The organism is bacterium (assembly GCA_020444325.1).
Taxonomy (GTDB): domain Bacteria; phylum Bacteroidota; class Ignavibacteria; order SZUA-365; family SZUA-365; genus BM516.
Map to the genome: position 1 here is coordinate 96552 of JAHLLD010000001.1, position 20211 is coordinate 116762.

Annotated in this window: 17 protein-coding genes; 3 read left to right on the forward strand and 14 right to left on the reverse strand. The window is 50.2% G+C overall.

Translation table 11 applies throughout. The features are described from left to right. From KQI65_00405 to KQI65_00470, 14 genes are all read right to left on the reverse strand, one after another. A complete protein-coding gene (locus KQI65_00405; GenBank protein MCB2203178.1) occupies window positions 1-1149 on the reverse strand; it encodes a DegT/DnrJ/EryC1/StrS family aminotransferase in 1149 nt (382 codons plus the stop codon). 49 nt (window positions 1150-1198) lie between these two features. Continuing rightward, window positions 1199-1891, reverse strand: coding sequence for a dTDP-4-amino-4,6-dideoxyglucose formyltransferase (locus KQI65_00410; GenBank protein ID MCB2203179.1), 693 nt, complete (start codon window positions 1889-1891; stop codon window positions 1199-1201). A 2-nt stretch (window positions 1892-1893) separates the two neighbouring features. Further along, the gene (locus KQI65_00415; protein ID MCB2203180.1) at window positions 1894-2868 is read right to left on the reverse strand and encodes a GDP-mannose 4,6-dehydratase; all 975 of its coding nucleotides are present in this window, start codon (window positions 2866-2868) and stop codon (window positions 1894-1896) included. A gap of 9 nt (window positions 2869-2877) precedes the next feature. Then, window positions 2878-3390, reverse strand: a complete 513-nt coding sequence (locus KQI65_00420; protein MCB2203181.1) for a UpxY family transcription antiterminator — start codon at window positions 3388-3390, stop codon at window positions 2878-2880. Window positions 3391-3809: 419 nt separating this feature from the next. After that, window positions 3810-4379: a bifunctional nuclease family protein gene (locus tag KQI65_00425; protein ID MCB2203182.1), complete on the reverse strand. Its 570-nt coding sequence runs from the start codon at window positions 4377-4379 to the stop codon at window positions 3810-3812. A 167-nt stretch (window positions 4380-4546) separates the two neighbouring features. Further along, on the reverse strand, window positions 4547-5515 hold the full coding sequence (locus KQI65_00430; protein MCB2203183.1) for an electron transfer flavoprotein subunit alpha/FixB family protein: 969 nt from the start codon (window positions 5513-5515) through the stop codon (window positions 4547-4549). A gap of 129 nt (window positions 5516-5644) precedes the next feature. Continuing rightward, complete coding sequence (locus KQI65_00435; GenBank protein MCB2203184.1) at window positions 5645-6394, reverse strand: electron transfer flavoprotein subunit beta/FixA family protein; 750 nt, start codon at window positions 6392-6394, stop codon at window positions 5645-5647. Between the two features lie 232 nt (window positions 6395-6626). Then, window positions 6627-8138, reverse strand: coding sequence for a hypothetical protein (locus KQI65_00440; protein MCB2203185.1), 1512 nt, complete (start codon window positions 8136-8138; stop codon window positions 6627-6629). 7 nt (window positions 8139-8145) lie between these two features. Beyond that, the gene (gene rffA / locus KQI65_00445; GenBank protein ID MCB2203186.1) at window positions 8146-9270 is read right to left on the reverse strand and encodes a dTDP-4-amino-4,6-dideoxygalactose transaminase; all 1125 of its coding nucleotides are present in this window, start codon (window positions 9268-9270) and stop codon (window positions 8146-8148) included. A gap of 2 nt (window positions 9271-9272) precedes the next feature. Further along, on the reverse strand, window positions 9273-9998 hold the full coding sequence (locus tag KQI65_00450) for a GNAT family N-acetyltransferase (GenBank protein ID MCB2203187.1): 726 nt from the start codon (window positions 9996-9998) through the stop codon (window positions 9273-9275). Next, window positions 9988-10920, reverse strand: a complete 933-nt coding sequence (locus KQI65_00455) for a glycosyltransferase family 2 protein (protein MCB2203188.1) — start codon at window positions 10918-10920, stop codon at window positions 9988-9990. Before KQI65_00455 ends, KQI65_00450 begins: the two co-directional genes overlap by 11 nt. A 180-nt stretch (window positions 10921-11100) precedes the next feature. Next, on the reverse strand, window positions 11101-13077 hold the full coding sequence (locus KQI65_00460; GenBank protein ID MCB2203189.1) for a family 16 glycosylhydrolase: 1977 nt from the start codon (window positions 13075-13077) through the stop codon (window positions 11101-11103). Between the two features lie 13 nt (window positions 13078-13090). After that, complete coding sequence (locus KQI65_00465; GenBank protein ID MCB2203190.1) at window positions 13091-14614, reverse strand: hypothetical protein; 1524 nt, start codon at window positions 14612-14614, stop codon at window positions 13091-13093. A gap of 323 nt (window positions 14615-14937) precedes the next feature. Continuing rightward, a complete protein-coding gene (locus KQI65_00470) occupies window positions 14938-16224 on the reverse strand; it encodes a hypothetical protein (protein ID MCB2203191.1) in 1287 nt (428 codons plus the stop codon). 346 nt (window positions 16225-16570) lie between these two features. On the opposite strand from KQI65_00470, the gene KQI65_00475 reads away from it, so the two are divergent. Genes KQI65_00475 through KQI65_00485 form a run of 3 tightly spaced genes read left to right on the forward strand, consistent with a single transcriptional unit; the run spans window position 16571 to window position 20210 of the window. Continuing rightward, window positions 16571-18406, forward strand: a complete 1836-nt coding sequence (locus KQI65_00475) for a sigma 54-interacting transcriptional regulator (protein ID MCB2203192.1) — start codon at window positions 16571-16573, stop codon at window positions 18404-18406. Next, window positions 18403-19761 carry a hypothetical protein gene (locus KQI65_00480; protein ID MCB2203193.1) on the forward strand — a complete coding sequence of 453 codons (1359 nt, stop codon included), beginning with the start codon at window positions 18403-18405 and terminating at the stop codon, window positions 19759-19761. Before KQI65_00475 ends, KQI65_00480 begins: the two co-directional genes overlap by 4 nt. A 29-nt stretch (window positions 19762-19790) precedes the next feature. Next, on the forward strand, window positions 19791-20210 hold the full coding sequence (locus tag KQI65_00485; protein ID MCB2203194.1) for a hypothetical protein: 420 nt from the start codon (window positions 19791-19793) through the stop codon (window positions 20208-20210). The last annotated feature ends 1 nt before the right edge of the window (window position 20211 follow it).

A 20211-nucleotide genomic window follows, 5' to 3' on the forward strand; every position in this document is an offset into this window, starting at 1 on the left:
CTACCGAACTGCTTCAATGATTGTATTTGCGACAAATTTCTGCATTTCATCAGTGAGTTCCGGATAGACCGGCAGTGACAGCACTTCAGCTGAGATTTGGTCCGCCACCGGGAAAGAGTTTGAAGCACTTGGAAGGTGTCCGAAGCATTTCTGTGCATGGAAGGGCACAGGGTAATACACTGCGTTTCCAATCCCATTCTCGTTCAGTTTATCCATGACGGTCTCTCTGTTGCGAAGCCGTATGGCGTACTGGTTATAGATGTGAGGGTAAGCAATATCCCTGTGAATTCCATCTGCCTCATACACAGACCTGGGCGTGAGTACGGTCTCCACATCCTTGAAGAGATTGTTGTAGTTGGCAGCGTTTGCCCTGCGACCTTCATGCCACGCATCCAGATACTTCAGTTTGACGTTCAGTACCGCGGCCTGCATGGCATCGAGACGGAAATTTCCACCGATCACTTCATGGTAATAGCGCTTTTCAGCACCATGGACACGCATAAGTTCAATGCGCCGCGCCAGTACCTCATCGTTCGTAGTAATGATGCCACCATCACCGAAAGCCCCCAGATTCTTGCTCGGGAAGAAGGAGAAACAGCCAACAGTGCCAATACTGCCCACGCGGCGGCCATCCCGGAATGCTGTACCGATAGCCTGGGCGGCATCCTCGATGACAAACAGTCCCTTCTCGTTCGCGAATGCCATGATGGGGTCCATGTCCGCAGACTGACCGAAAAGGTGCACCGGCACGACAGCTTTGATGTTGAGGTCATCCTTGTACTTCTCGTACGCAGTCTCGATTCCCTTTGGATCGATATTGAACGTGATCGGGTCGATATCAATAAAGATAGGCGTAGCATTCAGTCGCGAAACGACACCTGCCGTAGCGAAGAAGGAGAATGTTGGTACGATGACTCCATCACCGGGGCCGATATTCAGCGCCATCATGGCCAAGAGCAATGCGTCCGTGCCGGAGGAAACACCGATGGCATGCTTAGCACCAACATACGCTGCGATGTTGTCTTCCAGCTTTTTGACTTCGGCACCGAGAATGAACGCCTGGTCTTCAGCTACTTTGAGAAGTACGGGTTCAACTTCGTTATTGATCTGCTGGTACTGGGCTTTAAGGTCTAAGAGGGGGACTTGCATGATATATTCGATAGTTGAGAATGAGAAATCTATATACTTTTGCCAAAGCCTATTTGTCTTTTTCCAGGTTGATGGATACAAATACCTTGTTACCTGCTGAGTCAATAAAATAGGCGTTTTTGTATGGTGGATGCGTAAGAGCCCTTAGTTTATTAATTAGATCATGGTATGTACCAACTTCCTCAAGATTAATCTCAAGCAACTGACGGTAATCCCTAAAATAGTTAACGTTTCCTTCCTCTGGGATGAACGTATCGTAACCGCGATTGAGGATGCGCTCAAAATTTTCAAGAAGTAAGTCTCGCTCGATCCTCATGAGAGCTTCGTACACACTAGCAGATGTATCCCAATCCTTAATATTGTATTCCAGTTGAACGATAATTGGTCCGTGGTCCAATTTCGCATCAATCTCATGAATTGTCACACCCGCTTTCTGCCCGTCCATGATTGAGAAGACATGCGGGAACCAACCTCGATGAATTGGATTGAAACCGGGATGTACATTTATACATCGAACGCATTCTACCATTTCAACTGGGAATAATTGCTTACAATGAATTGAAAAAACAACATCGTATTTATGGGCGATCACAGTAGAGCGTTCCTTTACATTCAAACGCTTGACCCCAGATAGAGGTCCATTTGGCGATTGATAAATATCTATGCAATCGTATTTATCCTTCAATTCTGAAGCCGTTGTATAGCCAAATGGATTGTCAGTAAGTATTAAAACTTTTTTCAACGTTAGAAAGCCTCTATCGCATCTATATCCGAATCCACCATCAACTCAACCAGCTGTTTGAAAAGTGTATTGTGCTCCCATCCCAGTTCGGCTTTTGCACGCGAGGGATCACCGAGAAGCAATTCAACTTCAGCTGGGCGATAAAACGCAGGATCTACCACAACATGATCTTCCCAGTTCAATCCAACATGATCAAAGGCCACCTTCACAAATTCACGTACGCTGTGTGTTTTTCCGGTTGCGATGACATAATCCTTCGGCTCATCCTGCTGCAGAATCAGCCACATCGCCTCAACGTATTCTTTCGCGTAGCCCCAGTCCCGTTTTGCATCCAGGTTTCCGAGCCGTAACTCCTTCGCCTTTCCTTGCTTGATGCGGGCGACGGTTGATGTAATTTTCCTGGTTACGAATTCGAAGCCACGACGCGGTGATTCATGATTGTAAAGAATACCGCTCGCCGCTTTGATTCCGTATGCCTCGCGATAGTTTCTGGTCAGATCGAATCCTGCAACTTTTGTGATGCCGTAAGCACTGCGGGGATGGAAGGGCGTATCTTCATTCTGCGGGGTCTCACGCACCTTCCCGAACATCTCGCTGGAACCTGCGAAGTAGAAACGGCAATCTGGTGCGTTTTCCTTGATAGAGGAGAGCAGATAATGCGTACCGTTGATATTCGTGTTGAAGGTGGAGAATTCGTCCTCGAATGAGTAGCTCACGAAACTCTGTGCCGCAAGGTGATAGCACTCATTAGGCTGCACGTCACGCACTACCTTGAACAGGCTCGGGTAGCTTTCAAGGGATGCGGGGTGCAGATGAATATCGTCAATCAAATGCTGTATGCGTCCCAATCGCTGCGTCGGTGCTTCTATAGCTACGCGGCGCACAATGCCATGTACTTCGTAGCCCTTCGCAAGGAGTAATTCCGCGAGATAGCTGCCGTCCTGTCCAGTGATACCTGTGATAAGTGCTTTCTTCATCTGATCTCACTATCTATCTGCCAGAGTTTCAATTTCTCCAAGTGCAACCTCAGCGATCAGCGTCTGCTGTATCGATTCGATTGACACCGCAACGCGCTTCTCGCCCCGGTATTCGACCATGCTTCCACGCATTCCCATGAGGGGTCCGTGCTTGACCCTCACTGCTGTACCTGCGGCAAGCCGTTCAGAAGTCACAGTCAGCTCATCCGCACTGCTGACCGCGAGGCGAACACTTTCTATTATTTCCGGACGAACTTCCGCCAGCTCTCCCGAAAAATGCACGTATTTGAGCGCTCCCGCAACGTCAAAAGCGGCCATGCGTTCGCGCTCGTTGACATGGACGAAGATGTAGCCAGGGAAGAGCGGGACGATGACTTTCTTCTTCCGGTCTGACCAGATGCGGATTTCTTCGCGGAGGGGGAGGAAATTCTCTATGTCCTTTTCGGAGAGCTGCATTTCGACTTTTTTTTCCCAGCGAGGGCGGACGTAGAGGACACGCCATTTCCGCTTAGTGACAGGCATTTGATCTTGGGGGCACGATGACACAAAGTCACAAAGACACGAAGGGGATGGTATAGCTCCGCCAATTCAGTCCCATTTTTTAGGATGAAGAGGCGGTTGAAAATCGCTTCTATGTAGAAAAAGAACACCTACTTGGGCCTGGGTTGGGCCTGTGGGGTGTTCTTCTAGCTGTGGGCTCTCCGGTGAAGGTATAGCTGACATTGGCAGAAGGATTCCCCTTCCACCAACACATTCAGCTCCTTTCTTCCTCCACTTCCCTTCCCGTTCCGCGGAGAACCTTTATCCATCAAGCGTCCAGATATCTGTAATTCAAAACTGCTTCGAACAACGTCAACCAGGCATTTATGTTGTTGCGGCCACCCTGATGTGACGCTTGCCTCGGCGTAGTTCCGCATCGCGGAACGAAGCCGGGACTAAACTCAGTCTCCTGATTCCAATCGGAGGATCTCATCCCGCAGGCGAGCGGCATCTTCGTAATCCTCCTTCGATATCGCCTCGTCCAGCTTTTCTTTCAGCTCAGTGAGCTTCTTTTCCCGCGGTTCCATGTAGGAGTCTGCGTCCATGCTGTCGCTGATGTCCTCACCCTCGGGGGTGAATCCGGCTTCGGCGAGCACTTCTTCACTGACAAAAATCGGGATGTTGTAGCGAACGGCAAGGGCAATTGCGTCGGAGGGACGAGAATCTACCTCATCTCCCACCGCGGTGTCTATGCTCAGGCGTGCATAGAACGTGCCTTCTTTCAGTTCGGTAATCGTGACTTCGGTGATGGTATAGCCCAGGGTGTCGACCACGTTCTTGAAGAGATCGTGCGTCATGGGTCGCGGTGGCTTGATGCCTTCAATCTCCAGGGCAATGGCCTGCGCCTCGAATGCCCCGATGATGATCGGCAGCCGCCGTGCTCCATCCACCTCGCGAAGGATCAGAGCATACGCCCCGCCGGAGGAGGTGGAGGTGGAGAGACCTAGTATGTCGACACGGGATTTCGCCATTTACCTATCTGTAATCATCTTCTGGGTCTTGCTGGGCGGATTCATGAATCCGCCCGGTAATCATCGAAGGTCTCTGACGGCGGATTCGTGAATCCGCCTCGTAACCTTCTGGGGGTCTGTCTGGGCGGGTTCATGAATCCGCCCTGCAAGACCCCGGGGTCTACGATCTACGCGAGGAAGGTTTTCAATTCCTCTGTCAGCGCCGGAACTACGTCGAACACGTCCCCCACGATGCCGTAGTCGGCGACCTGGAAGATGGGGGCATCTTTGTCTTTGTTGACGGCTACGATGCACTTGCTGGAGGACATGCCGGCGAGGTGCTGGATGGCGCCGCTGATGCCGAGGGCGACGTAGAGATTCGGGGAGACGGTCTTGCCCGTCTGTCCCACCTGCTCGGCATGGGGACGCCAACCGGCATCAACCACGGCGCGGGATGCGCCTGTGGCTGCACCAAGCACGCTGGCCAGGTCCTCGACGAGATTCCAGTTCTCGGCACCCTGCAGTCCGCGTCCACCAGACACAATATTCACGGCTTCCGTCACATCCAGCTTGCCGCTGGCGATGGACGTACCGGTGCTCTTCGTGGCGAAATCATCATCGGTCAGCTCGGGAGCGAACGCTTCCACAGCTGCTTCGTCTCCACTCGCCGTTCCGGCGGAGAAAACGTTGGGACGCAGGGTGAAGATTTTCTTCACGCTGTTGATTTTGATCTTGATGAGGGCCTTGCCGGCATACACGGGACGCACGGCGTGGATGTCACCGCTCTCGACAACGAGATCGGTGACATCGGGTGCAATCGCGCCGTCCATTTGCACCGCAAGACGCGGAGCAAGGTCCTTGCCCAGCGCCGTTGCCGGCATCATGACGACGTCGGCGCCTTCTTTTTCGGCAATCTGCCTGATGGTTTTGGCATATGCAGAATTTGCATAAAGCGCGAGACGGTCATCGGTTACGTGCACGGTTTTCGCGGCACCATAGCCGCCCATACCCTTCGCTGCCGCATCATCGGCACCGAACAGCACAGCCGTCACCTCCGTCCCCATCTCACCGGCGACCTTCGCAGCCGCCCGAATCGCTTCGTACCCGGCCTTCTTGACCTGTCCGTCGCGGGTTTCCGTAATTACGAGTATACTCATGATTCTATACTAAATATCTTGTGGGACACTAAGACACGGAGACACTAAGACACGAAGGGGTTTTAGAAGCGCTACCTGAAAAATTCATCTTGGTGGCTTCGTGTTTTCGTGTCTTTGTGCTCCTCCAGATTAAATGACTTTTGCTTCCTCATGCAGCAAACGCACAAGCTCTTTCACTGCGTCGGGGCCTTCGCCAACGATTTTGCCGGCTTCCTTGATGGGCGGCTTGCTCATTTCGATGACTTCGACGCGATTTTCGTAGGGTGCGGGTTCGACGTCTTCGATGGGCTTGCGCTTGGCCTGCATGATACCCTGGAGCTTCGGATAGCGGGGGTCGTTGAGTCCCTTCTGCGCCGAAATCACGGCAGGGAGCTTGCTGGTGATCGTTTCTGAACCACCCTCGATGTCGCGTTCGGCGGCGAAACTGCCATCATCGGCGATTTCCAGCTTTGCGGCGACGGAGACGGAAGGGATTTCCAGCATTTCACCGAGCAGACCGCTCATCTGCCAGCCGTCGTAGTCGATGGACTGCCGTCCGCAGAACACCACATCCGGCGCTTTGTCCTTCAGCGCATCCGCGATCGCACGGGCGGTGCCGAAACCGTCGCGGGGCTCGGAGACGATATGGAGGCCCTTGTCGGCGCCCATCGCCAGTCCCTTGCGGATCGTTTCCTTGACCGCATCCGGTCCCACGCACACAATCGTCACTTCCCCTTCACCGCGCGCCTCTTTCAGCTGCAGTCCGGCCTCGACGGCGTATTCGTCATAAGGGTTCAGAATGTACGTAACACCTGACGGATCAATCGTCTTCCCGTCACCCCCTACCTGCACTTTCGTGGTCGTGTCAGGCACATGGCTGACGCACACAAAAATATTCATCGATCGTCCTTAGCTGCGTTAAACGTATGGTTCACATTGATGTAAATATATCAGGGGCGGGGGTGTATTCCAAGCCGGAATGCAACCATAAACTTCCGCTATGCCGCGATCGTCATCTTGCCCATGCCCAGATCATTCCGCACAGTTTCGCGCGAGGCTAAGCATGGTAAATCTGACAATGCGAAGGAAAGCTAACGTAAATCGAGATTCACACGAGCCATTGCGCTTCTACTCATCTCTTACTGTATAAATACAGGTCATTTGACGAATGCACAAGTGGCCTATCCGGAAGAACCTTGTCTGTTAAAAAGTAATCAACATCTTCAAGGGAGTCGAGTAAAGCGGTCTGTCCATTCATAATTCGTGTCTTAAGCTGGATTCGTCTGTACCACCAGTGAACATTGCTAGGTGTCGCTGGGATCATTTTGTTCAGTATGTATCGCCTTCTACCCGCTTTCCGGCTAAAGCTAAGTGGCATATCTATCACCCTCTCATTCAGAACGAAAATCTGGCTTTGTTTAGGCGTATTTCGATGAACATACTCCAACATATTTCGATACTTGTTGTCAACAAGGTGAAGAGATCTCTGGAAAACCAATTGTCTTGTACTAGTTCCAACCAACACAAGTGCAACAAACAGATATCCCCATGAGAGGATTCTGCCAGAGCCGAAACGGACCTTTGTCACGTGCATAACGCCTAGTATTGTCAGCAATAAATGCACAGAGGCTAAACGGAACAGATAGTATTTTGAAAAAGTGAACCTGAAGTCAACAGCTGAAATGAACAAGGTCACCACAAGAAGTGAGGACAACACCAGCATCAAGTATCCATATTCCCGACTCCCACCATTTGTGCTGCGAAGGGCATGGCGACCAAGTACAAATCCAACAACTACAGACAAAACATAGAAAACAAATGACTCGAAACGGTTTTGTATGAAACGCCCTGCTGGCCAAAAAAGTGTAAGGTGGTGAGGATTTCTAATTCGCACATATATTTCATTTGCTATGCCATCATTGCCGCCGGTAAGCAACTCTGGATGGTATAACAACATAATTCCAACCACAAAAAAAGGTATCACGGTACCGCTCAGAATTATACCAATGCACCTACGCCAACTCCCTATATCCCTATTGATGATAATAAACAATCCAAGAGCTAGCATCCACCAGCCACCGACAAGAACGTGGAATAAGGTGGCCGCACTACCGAAAACAGCCGCATAATAGTACCGTCGATTGAGCAAATACCGGAGCGAAGTAAACACGCAAACATAGGCTATGGATTTTGGCTCAACATCTAGAAAGATCCATTCTCCTCCCACAATGGACTGACCGAGTAGTATAAAAAGCATCACGGAGATCAAGAGATCGAGCTTTGCAGCGTTAATGTGGCTGCGTTCAATATGGTTGACTATAAAAACGAGATTGTATACAAGCAGTACTCCAATAATCATCAAAAGCATCAACCGTCCCAGCCCAATTCCAACAAGCTTGAGGAGGTATCCAACTAAGTAGTTGAATACAAAACTTTCTCCGTAATGCATACCCTCGGATAGAATCTCTCCCGCTTCAAAACTCCCGACCTTCTCCATAGCAAGAGTGAGGTATACCTCTTCGTTCGGATTAGGATACCAGCCCCCGTACATCAACATCAGCATTGCAAACAGAATCAGAACCACAACCCAACGTGGAGCGAACTGCCATTTTGATAATCTACCCCACACTTCAGATAATACCATGTTAGAATCACGCATAGAACGATTTGACACTAGCCACAATTGTCTCAACCTCGATATCTGAGAGAGGATAGTACAGCGGCAAACGCACAAGTGTTTGTTCGTATCGCTCCGCATTTAGTAACACACGCCCATCATGGTTACCTCGAAAGTACCGCGACAAGTGCAAAACTTGGTAATGGAATACTGCATGGACACCTGCCTTATTAAGGTGCTGGAGAAGCGCATCCCGCTCGTTTTCGTTTCTGGTCAGCACGTAGAAAATATGTCCATTGTTCGTCGACTTCTCGGGAACGCGCGGTAGGGTGACCAGTTCGTCTTGTTCCAACACACTCAGGGTTCTCGAATAGTACTCCCAAATCTGTACGCGCCTATCGATCACAGTATTGAGATGCAGAAGCTGTGCATACAGAAAGGCAGCGTTCAGTTCCGAAGGCAGAAAGCTCGACCCAATGTCTACCCAGCCATATTTATCAACCTCACCCCGCCAGAAGGCCGCACGGTTCGTTCCTTTTTCCCAAATAATCTCAGCACGTTTACGTAAATCAGGATTATTCACCACCAACATGCCACCTTCACCACAGTTGATATTCTTCGTTTCATGGAAGGAGAAGGTGCCCAGATCACCTATGCCACCGAGCGGCTGGTCGCCATAGCAAGCGTCGATGGCCTGTGCAGCATCCTCAACCACAGCGACACCCTGACTGGTGGCCAGTGCACAGACTGCATCCATGTCACAGGCCATTCCTGCATAGTGCACCACGACTATGGCTTTCGTCCTTGGACTGATCAATTGGGCGATGCTTTCAACATCCACGTTCGGATGATCGGTACAGCTGTCGGCAAATTTCAATGCAGCGCCACGCAGCACAAAGGCATTTGCCGAAGAAACGAATGTGTAGGCTGGAAGAATGACCTCGTCGCCAGGACCAATATCCAACAGTATGGCCGCCATTTCCAGAGCATCTGTGCAGCTCGTTGTGAGCAGGCATTTGCCAAAATCGTAGCGCTCCTCAAAGAACCTCTGACAAAGTCCAGTATAATATCCGTTACCCGATATCTTTCCACGCTTCACAGCATCAGCAATGAGTTCAAGCTCGGTTCCGATTAACGCTGGTTTATTAAACGGGATCATTTTTATGCATTGCTCCAGAAATGTAGGACGTACCGTCTGCGTAGCTCGGTGAATCCTAGGCGTTCATAAAAACGGCACGCACCGATATTATCCAGTTGAGTGGCGACCTGCAACGCTGTGCATTTATTATTGGCGGCATATTCAAAAACACCCCCGATGAGCTGAGCACCTATGCCTCTACCCTGAGTGGCTGGGTCGACGGCAATGAGACCGATCACTGCAATATCGGCCTGAAGCGCAATTGTCACGAACCCGGTGATGCTTCTATCCTCTTCGGAAACAAGAACTTCGTCCGCTATCTCGCGTGAAAGTGAACGTTTAAGCCAAAGGTTGTAAAGTCGTTCATAGGTCCCCTCCGGCATCTGAGGATCCGTGAGGAAGCGGGAATGCTGTCCACTAACGAGGGCGATATCCCGCAGGCGATGGGGAAGTTCATCATTCACAGAAAAACTATGGATTGGTCCACCCGAAATATTGGATCTATCATCAACGTTGGATTGAAAAACGACCTTTGTATCCACCAATCTTGCACCAGCATTCTCCCAATCTTTGACCAGACTTTCTTTCCCATGAGGTATGAAAATGTAGGTCAATACCGCGTTCGCTTTTCGGAGTGCTGAGATAAAATCGTTGACAGGTAACTGTTCGCTTCCATCAAAATCGATCCGGTAGGTGTTGAAACCGAGAAAATCACTGTCCCATTGAAGTCGCATCAGTTTATGCCGCATCAGTATCCTCCGCGACAATGTATGGCGGACGCATCTTCACCCTTTCAAATATCTGTCCAATGTAAAGTCCGACGATGCCGAGAACCAGGATGACATTACCGGTTAGGAACCAAATCGAGATAATCATGCTCGCCCAACCGCTCACAGTGATCCCGCCAACGAAGTATCGATACAAGATCACAACAGCAAAAACCATAGCCATGGCAGAAAGAATGAGGCCGTAGCGTACCGCCAATTTCAGAGGTTTATCCGAAAAACCGAGCATTACGTTTAAGGCTAGCCCCACCAATCGCCGAAGCGAATAAGAAGTCTTTCCTTCCTTTCGCTCGTCATGTCGGACGGGAACACTTGTCCTTTTGAAGCCAACCCACTGAATGGTAGAGGGGAAGTAGCGCATCCCGTCTCCCATTTCTGTGATAGCATTAATGGTTCGCGAGTTATAGATACCAAAATTCCCTATGGCGGGCTCCTGCCGGGTCTGAGTCAGGTAACCGAGTACAGCATAAAATGCCTTCGAGGACAAGCGTTTCAGTAGTCCATCACGTCTGAATTCCCGTCGTCCTTGGACGATTTCCCAACCCTCGAGCGCCTTACGATAAAGTGGGGCAATTTCTTCTGGACGGTCCTGCAGATCGCAGTCCATGATTACGACCCACTCACCCCGAAATAGATGCATACCTGCGAAGATGGCAGCGTGCTGACCAAAATTTCGCGATAAGCGAAACCCTCGAATTCGAGAGTCACGATTAGCGAGATCCTGAATCACCTCCCACGCCCTATCGGGGCTATCATCATTTACGAGGAGCACCTCTGCTGTCACCCCTATACTCTCTGTGGTTGCAAAGATGCGCGCAACCAATTCTCGTAAGCACACCTCGCAGCCGTAGACGGGAGAGATGACAGAAATCGTTGGTCGGTCCACTCTTCAGCCTCAAATTAGAATCGCAATGGAAGTAATATACGGGAAATCGGAAAGGCAACCACGAATTGCACAGATTATTCCACAGATCCCACAAATCGGTTCTGTATTCCCGTCTGTGAATCCTGCTTGCCACGCCGTAGCCCTTGGGCGAAGGCGGGTGGCTGCCTTTCTCCATTCAGATCACTTCAGCACGGTCATCAACCTCGACTGTGTGACTTCTCCGATGTCCATGCGGCAGATATAGGTCCCGTTTTGGAGCGTCGATACGTCGAAGTCCTGCACGTGATGGCCAGGCTCGTATGTCCGCTCCCTGACCTGCTGTACGGCACGACCCAGCATGTCGTAGATGGTAAAACGAACATTGCCTCGTTTTGCGACCTGAAATGAGACATTTGTCTTACCTGCGGCTGGATTTGGGTAGAGGCTCTGCAGCATGCTCCGTTGAGGAACTGGTGTGATGATATCACTTGTGATCGGCGGCGAGCTGCAGGTGTCTACACTCACGTAGTCGATCTCATAGCGGACAGGAAACTGTGATGTGTCTATGTCAAATCCCGGCCAATTTCCGCCGATTGCAAGGTTCAGGATGACGAAAAACGGCCTGTGGAACTCTGCGGTACCGTTTATTCCATCCTTGATATTGGCTATGTGATATTGGACACCATCAAGGATCCAGATGATTGATTCCTGATCCCAGAACACGGTGTATACATGCCATTCACCCGGATCAAACCCTGTCGTTCCGCCGTAGTCAGCCTGGCAGGTATCCCACCAGTGCATCGCACCGTGTACGTTGTCTGAAGTATTTATGTGTTCCATGATGTCAATCTCACCACAGGCCGGCCAGGCAACGAAAGGAAACGATGTTCCAAGCATCCATGCAGCGGACCAGGCCCCCTGCACCTGAGGGACCCTGGCACGAACTGAAACACAGCCATATTTCATGCACTTGAGTCCCTGTGTCTTCAGGCGTGCAGAGGTGAACGCACGGCCATTGTAATCTTCATGGTGTGCTTCAATGACAAGTACAGTGTCCTCAATACGTGCATTCGTGTTCCTGTCCGTATAGTACTGCTGCTCGTTGTTTCCCCATCCATTGACACCCGTTCCAATGTCGAAAGTCCAGATGTTGCTGTCAATTTCAGGGCCATTGAAATCATCCCTCCATGTAGTTTCCTCACAGGCTGAATCCGGCGGAATCGAACTTGAGCGATACACTCCTTTCGTTCTCGTGCCTGCATAGAGGTAGCCGTTTCCATCTGAGCAAAGTGCAGTGATATCGGGGTCGCAGAGGCCGTCGTTGATCTCTGTCCAGCTGTCAGCATGATTGAGGGACATGAACACCCCTCCTCCATTCGTCCCTGCATACACCGTGTCATGGTCAACACACAGGGCACGCACATCCATGTTGAGGAGTCCCTCATTGACTGCTGTCCAATCCGCATTGTCCTGCTGTGAGCGGAAAATGCCGGAGGAGCCGCCGAGGTAGATGAAATCAGGTTCATGGACGGCCAGAATCGGCATCCCTGTCTGAGCCACCTTGCCAAAACTGTTCCTCAGGGCTCCATTCTCCAGGTGTATGGTGTCGACATAAACGGAGTCATTCAATTCGTAGGCAGCATAGAGCAACTTGTCCATCGAAATCGCAATGGCACGGATATTTCCCAAGGTATGCCCCGTGTATTCAGCAGTATCAGCAAGACCGTCGAATCTGTACAGGCTCGTCCAAGCTGCCATGTAGGTCGTATCCGCATCGAAGGCGAACCCCCAGACCATGCTTGAATCCTCCCAGACCCTTGTCCAGCTCTGTCCATCATCTGTCGATCGGTGTGCCTGACCAAGCCCTCCGATGAAGACCCAGTCCCTGTCATTGATGCCGATACAGGTGACATTTGTTCCGATCAGGCTGGAATCCGTTATATCCCAGGTGTAGCCATGGTCGGTAGACCGATACACGCCATCATATGCAGTTCCTGCATAAACGTGTCCCTTGGAATTCACGGCCAGGCAGGTGATCTCACGATACTCACCTGCCGGAGGATTCAAGTCCGGTCCATACGTGGGCACCCATCCTCGCTGTGCTGAGAGCTGCTGGACATTCACACACAGAACGATAAGCAGTGTCGTTGTCAATGTTTGTCGAATCAGGCAATTCATGTATCCTCCAAATTCACAGTCTGACTTTGTTGCAGTGATCGGTACAGGAACCCGGAAGTTCGACCTCCACTGTGATCACTCCTTCTCCGTCACCCTTCTCCTTTTTGACTTCCTGTCTGACATGGTTGATGTACTCCGCCGGTGCGTGCTGAAGCTGTGTCTCCCGGCAACAGGACAACAGTCTCTCCACATATGTTTCCAGGACTTCTTCATTCTCTGAGCAGAGAGCTCCATACACGATCTCATCTTTTGTGCTGAGTGTGAGAGGGGCACGAAACTGTTTCTTCACTGGATCCGTCTCGAGCTGTTCCAGTGGACCAATCGTGATATCAACACCACCCTCAAATACAGCGGCCTGCATCGCAGACGGAAACTGTGAGCGCAGATAGGGCACTGTTGGCACATCTGCACACACAATTTTCTGGGCTTCCCTGGCTTTCTCTTCCATCTCGCGTGCACGCTCGGGTGTAAACCGGCTCAGGTCCAGATACAGCGTTCCACCGGCAGAATCCATCGGGAATAGGTTTTTAACGGTGTGCATGAGATCAATCATCGAAGGACCACGATAGATTCCTTCTTCCTTTCCCAGATAGGCAATGAACTCACCAAACCTTCCCTCAGGCACTTCTTCAAGTACGATATATGTATAGTGAGGTGAATCCTGATTGAACCTGCTGACGATGCGCTGTTCCTCTGCCGCATGGTAGAGTGCGTTCTCCGTTTGACGATCCAACTTTCCCGATACCTCAATTGCCATCTCTTTCTGAAATTCACTGACAAGTGCTTTCATTTCCTCGATTCTTGAGGCAATCCAGGGTACTGCACCTGCATAACCGGCATCCCTGAACTGTTCAAGATGCCTGCGATTGACCTTCTCCCATACATCATCCTGGCTTTGTGTATCCTCCAGGTCCACTGCTTTGATGAGTCCGAGTCCTTCATCTTCTTCGCCAAACACAGCGGATGAAAGCAGAACGAGTTCTATTGTATCATCCGTGAGGTTCTCTATCACCAGGTGTTTATGATCTCCGAATGCTTCCAGCTGATCTGCATATTGCAGTTCCATCCTTTGCCGCTTAACACGTGAGGCAGTGTAATAGTCCTTGACCATTTCCCTGGCCTCGCTGATAAATTCGGATTTGACACCATCGTTTTCGAGCGCCTCAGACACCCTCTTGATGAAGCGCTTCAGGGAAATTGACCGGCCCCGTATTCTGAGAATTCCCTGATCCATCGCTGTCTGCAGTGGCATCACCCGATCATCTTCATCTCCTTCAATGCGCACGAATGCCTTAGATCTGTCGGTAAGGAGATAGTGGTACCGTGTTTTGACATTCGGGGCATCTCGTGTGTGGTCCATGCAGAATGCGTCCGCATCTTTTTTCATGCGTGGAGAGAGACGATAGCTCCCTTTGAGCAATCCCATACGTTGAGCCGCCTCCACAGCCACCGTGGAGAAAAGGAGGAGCAGCAATACATTGAGTATGATCAGCAGCGCATATCGATGCAATGCCGTTTTTCCCTTCCTGTTCTGCATGCTCAGGGGGTATCCTGGAGTGGCACGTTGCCCCAGCAAATTATTTGCAGAAATTTCGGAGAGTACAGGTGTTGTGGCATGCAAATCTCCAGCCCGTGTCCGTGACATAATCATTCTCCTGCACATTGGAACAGTTGATGAAAATGGACAACCCGCCGTCGGCGAAAACACCGTACAACATGATCGGGAAATCTTTTGTCGCTGAGTCGGCATAATGTGAAAAAATTCACCGAGAAAAAAATTGGTCCATCGATAACATTACATGCAGTGGACCGGGAAGCCTCCAGGGTGAAACCTGGAAGCCTCCCGGACCACCACATCACCTAGTCTACCGGAAGCATCACTGTCGGAGTACGAATGATGTGGCCGGAGTCGGCATACCTGATTTGTCTCAGAAAAGACTGCCAGGAAGCTGGATGATGCTTTTTCACCCAGCGGTAGAATGCTGCAATGCGCATGAAACTGGTTGTGGCATCGTAGACCTGGGGACAGATATTGCGGATCAGCTCGGGACGTGCCGCCAGTGCCTGACTGTACTCATCAAGATGAACGACAGAATCTCCGTGCGCCCTTGTTTCCGCATCTATCAGTAGTTTTTCCAGTTCATACTGATCAAGGCTGATGGCCAGCGAAAGCGGAGACGGGACTCTGTCATCATGCTCACCGGCTATCACGTGAAGATGGCGAGTGAGACGGACAGCACGATTGCGATGAAATGGAGTGAGCTGTGTTTGCCTGCCTTCATTCTGTGTCAGCCTCTCATCTCTGAGTACTCGTCGGATGGAGTCCTCTATGTGACGTTCATCATACGAATCATAATCCCTCAGCGCCTTCCAGAAACGCCAGTAGGGCAAGCCCGTCAGATTGAGTTGACCATCTCCAGCTGAAAAGGTGATCGTCTGCTCATAATCAGAGATGATGTAGCTTCTGAAAGCATTATCTCCCCAGAATTGTTCGTTGAACAATTCGAGAGCGAGCCAACCTCGAAAACCTGAAGCCAGATCCGGTTCATGCTCTCCAGCGCAGAGAAGGTAATCACCCCTGTATCTGGGAAGATACCGTGAATTCGATCCCATCAGCAGCTTATCCACCTGCCAGAGTCTCCAGCCAATGCACCTGTCCCGGACGCTCTCATGCAGTCCGATGACCTTTCCACCCTGCCGATACACGTTACGTGTACGTGTCCCGTCATCATCCGCCAACCTGTGGAACAGCGTCATGCAGGTTTTCACTTCCGAATCGACAAAGCGGGCTGCGGGAATGGCTATCCACAACGGGATAGGTATGGCAACCTCATTCCCGTCGAGGGAAACCGTGATTCTCTGATCCCGTGAGCCAGCATCATAGCGCAGCTTCACATCAGCCGGTTTTACTCCATCTGCCGGCTGAGCCACTGCATCGAATGCTACTCCCCCGGTACGATAGTGATACCATTGACTGAGAAAGCCCGGGTACACCCCGGTGGTGTCGGACAACACCTCCACCGCATCATATTCAAATACGACACCGGGAAAGCTCACCTGCGCATGAAGCACTGGTATAGCTGGCTGAAACAGCAGAACAGCAAGCAGAAAGCCCGTAAAACTGAAAAAATGGAAAAATCTGATCATCATAACCTCCTGTGAGTAATTATGGGTACCATTATTGCGGCAAGATCCGGGCCAAAGAGCTTACCCCTTGTAATTCATGCACTTACTCACACAACATTTGTACGGCAACTTGGGAGAATCTCCCATGGAGCAGAATTTTTCCCATATTCTCACATTGTCAGATTGCTTTGCATGTCGGTATCACCTTCCTGTGTGCGCAATCCCCACCTTGCGACTTTCACGGTAAACGGCTAGTTTTCTCCTGAATCACGATATCCCGAGGTTTCTTCTCCCCATCACAGCGGATTCATCCTGCTGTTCATGATACTGGGGTCAAGCCTGCATTCCATCACCCTGCGAGGCGGCCATGATCACTTCACACATCCTCTACCTCTCCGATTTTACACAGGATAACGAGACGCTTGAGCTCTGCGGGTCGGGTCAATCCCCCAAAAACGAGCAAGCCTTCCTTTCTCTAAGCTGCACCGGCAGGGGCTGGTTAACCAAAGCAGAGGACGGTCTATCTCTCAAGCTTACGGGAGACTTTTCACACGTGGTCATTACCCATGAACACAATGAATACCCGTGGGAAGGCTCTTGTACCTCTCTTGAAGTCGGTGATGTGCTGACACTGGATGAAAAAGAGAAAATATTCCTGCTTGATGAGAGCAGTACACTTCAGGCAGATGTGGAAAATGCACATCAGATGCTCGGAACCTTGCTCAGCATCCTTCGCACATTTCCCGCAGACAGGCACGGACGCAATACGCTGGACCCCTTCACCATTGTCAAACGGTTCAGTTCACAGTTGCAAAAGGCACTGGGTGCAACAGGAAGATATGTCTCGTACTCAAGGCCGGGTGAGTCAGATGAAAATTGGAATGTTGAAGCAGACACAGCAGGAAAACGAATCCATGCTTCCGAACTCATCCAGAAGGCCCTGGTCAAGGTCAACAGGACCCTGATGATTGATACATCAACAGAGCTTCACAACGAATACAAAGGTGAACTGGATTATGATAAAGTGCTCGTTGCTCCGTTGTACCGCGATAATAAACGGAACGGCTACATGATGTTCACCTGGGATACCCCAGAGATTGCAGAAGATACCACTCTTATGCTCTCAACTGTAGCTGTGAATGCGCTCGATATGGTTCTGTTCCAGAATGAACTGTTCTCAACGCTGAATGTTTCAACCACACGCACAGCAAACGCTGCAAATGGTATTGGAACGGAAGCTCAGCTGAGTAAGAGCTTCGATACCATAATTGAGACTCGCATGAAGCCCCTGGCAAAACACACAGTGGGAAAGGAGAAATCCATACTGCTGCTCGGTGAATCGGGATCAGGGAAAGGCTACATGGCAAAGAAGTTTCATGAAAAGTTCTATGGTGACAAAAAGTGGAAAGAAATCAATCTCATGGAATTTTCCTCGGACCTGCGCATATCAAAACTTACGGGATGGAAGAAAGGAAGCTTCACAGGAGCACATGAAAACTACAAGGGTGTCTTCCATGAAGTGGGGGATGGTGTTCTCTTCATTGATGAGTTCGGCGATCTCAGCACTGACCAACAGGTTGCACTGCTTACCATGCTGGGTTCAAAAAAATACTCTCGAGTCGGGGAGGAAACTGTACAAGACATTAAGTGCAAGATAGTTGCAGCAACAAACCGCCATCTCCCCACACTCATCCGGGAAGGAAAGTTCCGTGAAGACCTACTCCATCGCTTCTTCGCAGTCAGGATTCCACCGTTGAATGAACGTCGCTATGACATTGCGAAAATTATCCGCGAGTATCTTAAGGATAACGAATTGAATATGTCAAAAGATGCCTTCAACTACCTTATCAAACAAGACTATACAGAAGCAAACAACTGGCTCATCAGGAAAATCCTGGATCATCTCCACATTTATTATACAACCGAGGGCAAACAAGGGAAGTGGAATGTGCAGGTGGTCAGGACTGCATGGGAAGAAGTGATGGACCTCTACGGGGGAGAAGTTTCAGGTCAGGCCCCCTATTTCCAGACCTTCTCTTTTATGGAATTTGATCAGCTCAAGCATGAATATGTTGTCGCAGTTGAAAGCATAGAAGGGAACAAAGGTCTCAAACCTCGTCAAATAGCCAAGAAACTTCATATTGAGTTTACAACCTATGTTCATTGGTTAGGCTGGACACCTAGTGACAGGGAGGATACATGACCTGGCACCGGAAAACAGAGGGCGGTGGCAACGTACACATCGTGCGGAATGATCTTGGTGTGGAAGGGATAAAAAAAACACACCAACTACGGAAGGGGGAAACAATCGAACAATGCCAGAAACTGCTCTCAGCCCTGAGAACGGCACACAGTGAGGGCGCTGCCATACCGAATATCTTCGACGGCGATGTGGAGAAAGACGGATACTGGATGGTGATGGAGAGAATTCCTCTGCAGCATGCCGGTCTTGTATTCAAGCCTTCAAGTCATGGAGCAAACTCAGCAGAATTGTACGGAAGTATAAGGCATCTTCTTGTACAGATACTTCGCACACTTGAAATTCTTCACAGATATGAGATTATTCATCAGGACATCAAGCCTGAGAATATCCTCTGTGATCCGGTCAGTCAGGAATATTTTCTGATTGATTTTGGTGAGTCGAAAACAAAAGAATACTATCTGGATCCACCCGATACCATTCCTGGCCGCAACAGCATATATGCTCCCACAGAGTACAGAACCCCGGAATCCTGGGACCTCTACTCCCTGGGGCTTACGGCAGCTGTATTGCTTACACATACGAAATTCAGCAGAGTTGTCAACCCAGCTGAAGTATCTACGAAACGTCTTTCCATATTTCAAAAACTCAAGCAAATGCCAGGGCTCCCGACTGATATCCGGCAGGTCCTTGACCGAACACTTGCAGTTGATGTACGTGAGCAACCCGTATCCGCAAGGGAGCTTCTGGATATACTTGAGCCACCACCTCCAGAAAGGACATTGTCATTCCTGCAAAAACTGACTCTGGTTGTCCTGCTGCTTGTAGCAATGACCTCGCTTACATACTTCAGCTTTTTCAACAATGCATCCGGAGTAGACAACATCCCTGCACAACCATTGGATAAAGTTGTGACAGATACAAATGTGCAAGTGCAACCGGGTGAACAAAGGTCAGGACAGGATAATACCCAAGCGGAAAAGCCGGGAAACATTGCTGGGAAGCGGACCCCGGTTCTGCACATAGAACATCCGACAGCAGGACAATTCTGTGCTGAAATTAACACTGTCCGGGGGAAGGCCATGCCAGGCAGTCGTGTTGAGGTATTTGTTTCTGAGAAAAAAGATGGTGGCCGCACATGGTATGCTCAGAAGGCAGCAATCTCCCGGCAGGACAGCACCTGGGAAACCGCTGTACATATAGGCGGCAACAAAACCGAGCACGGGACGGAGTTTGAGATCGTTGTGATTACCGGTCTGTCAGACACAATTGCCTATGGTACCCAGGTTGAAAATCTGCCTGAAAAGGGCATTCGCAATACCGTTGTCGTGAAATGCAGGAACATTGACCGACAATGAGTCCTTTCTAACAAACCAAGGAGTACAATATGAAACACCTGCTTCTCATTCTTCTCAGCATTTCCATGTTTTCCGTTTCCTGTGCACAGGATGTCGAGAAGGGCAGCGACATGGAGTCCCTTGAAATCAGCATCCTTGACCCGGAGGCAGATGGTACTGTTTCGACAAAATATCGTGTAAAGGGCACTGTCTCTGATCCAGAAGTAGAGGTCTGGGTTATTGTCCTTGCTGAGGAAGTCGGTGAATACTGGGTGCAGGGACGTGCAACGGTAAAAAGTGATGGAAGCTGGTCCATCATCTGTCACTTCGGTGAAGCCGGGACACCGAGTGGGACACCGTTTGTCATTCAGGCAGTCGTCAATCCGGAAGAGGACATTGATACGGGTGATAAACTGGACTACTGGCCGGAAGCAGAAGGAGCTTCCGACCCGGTGTCCGTGCAGAGGTAGT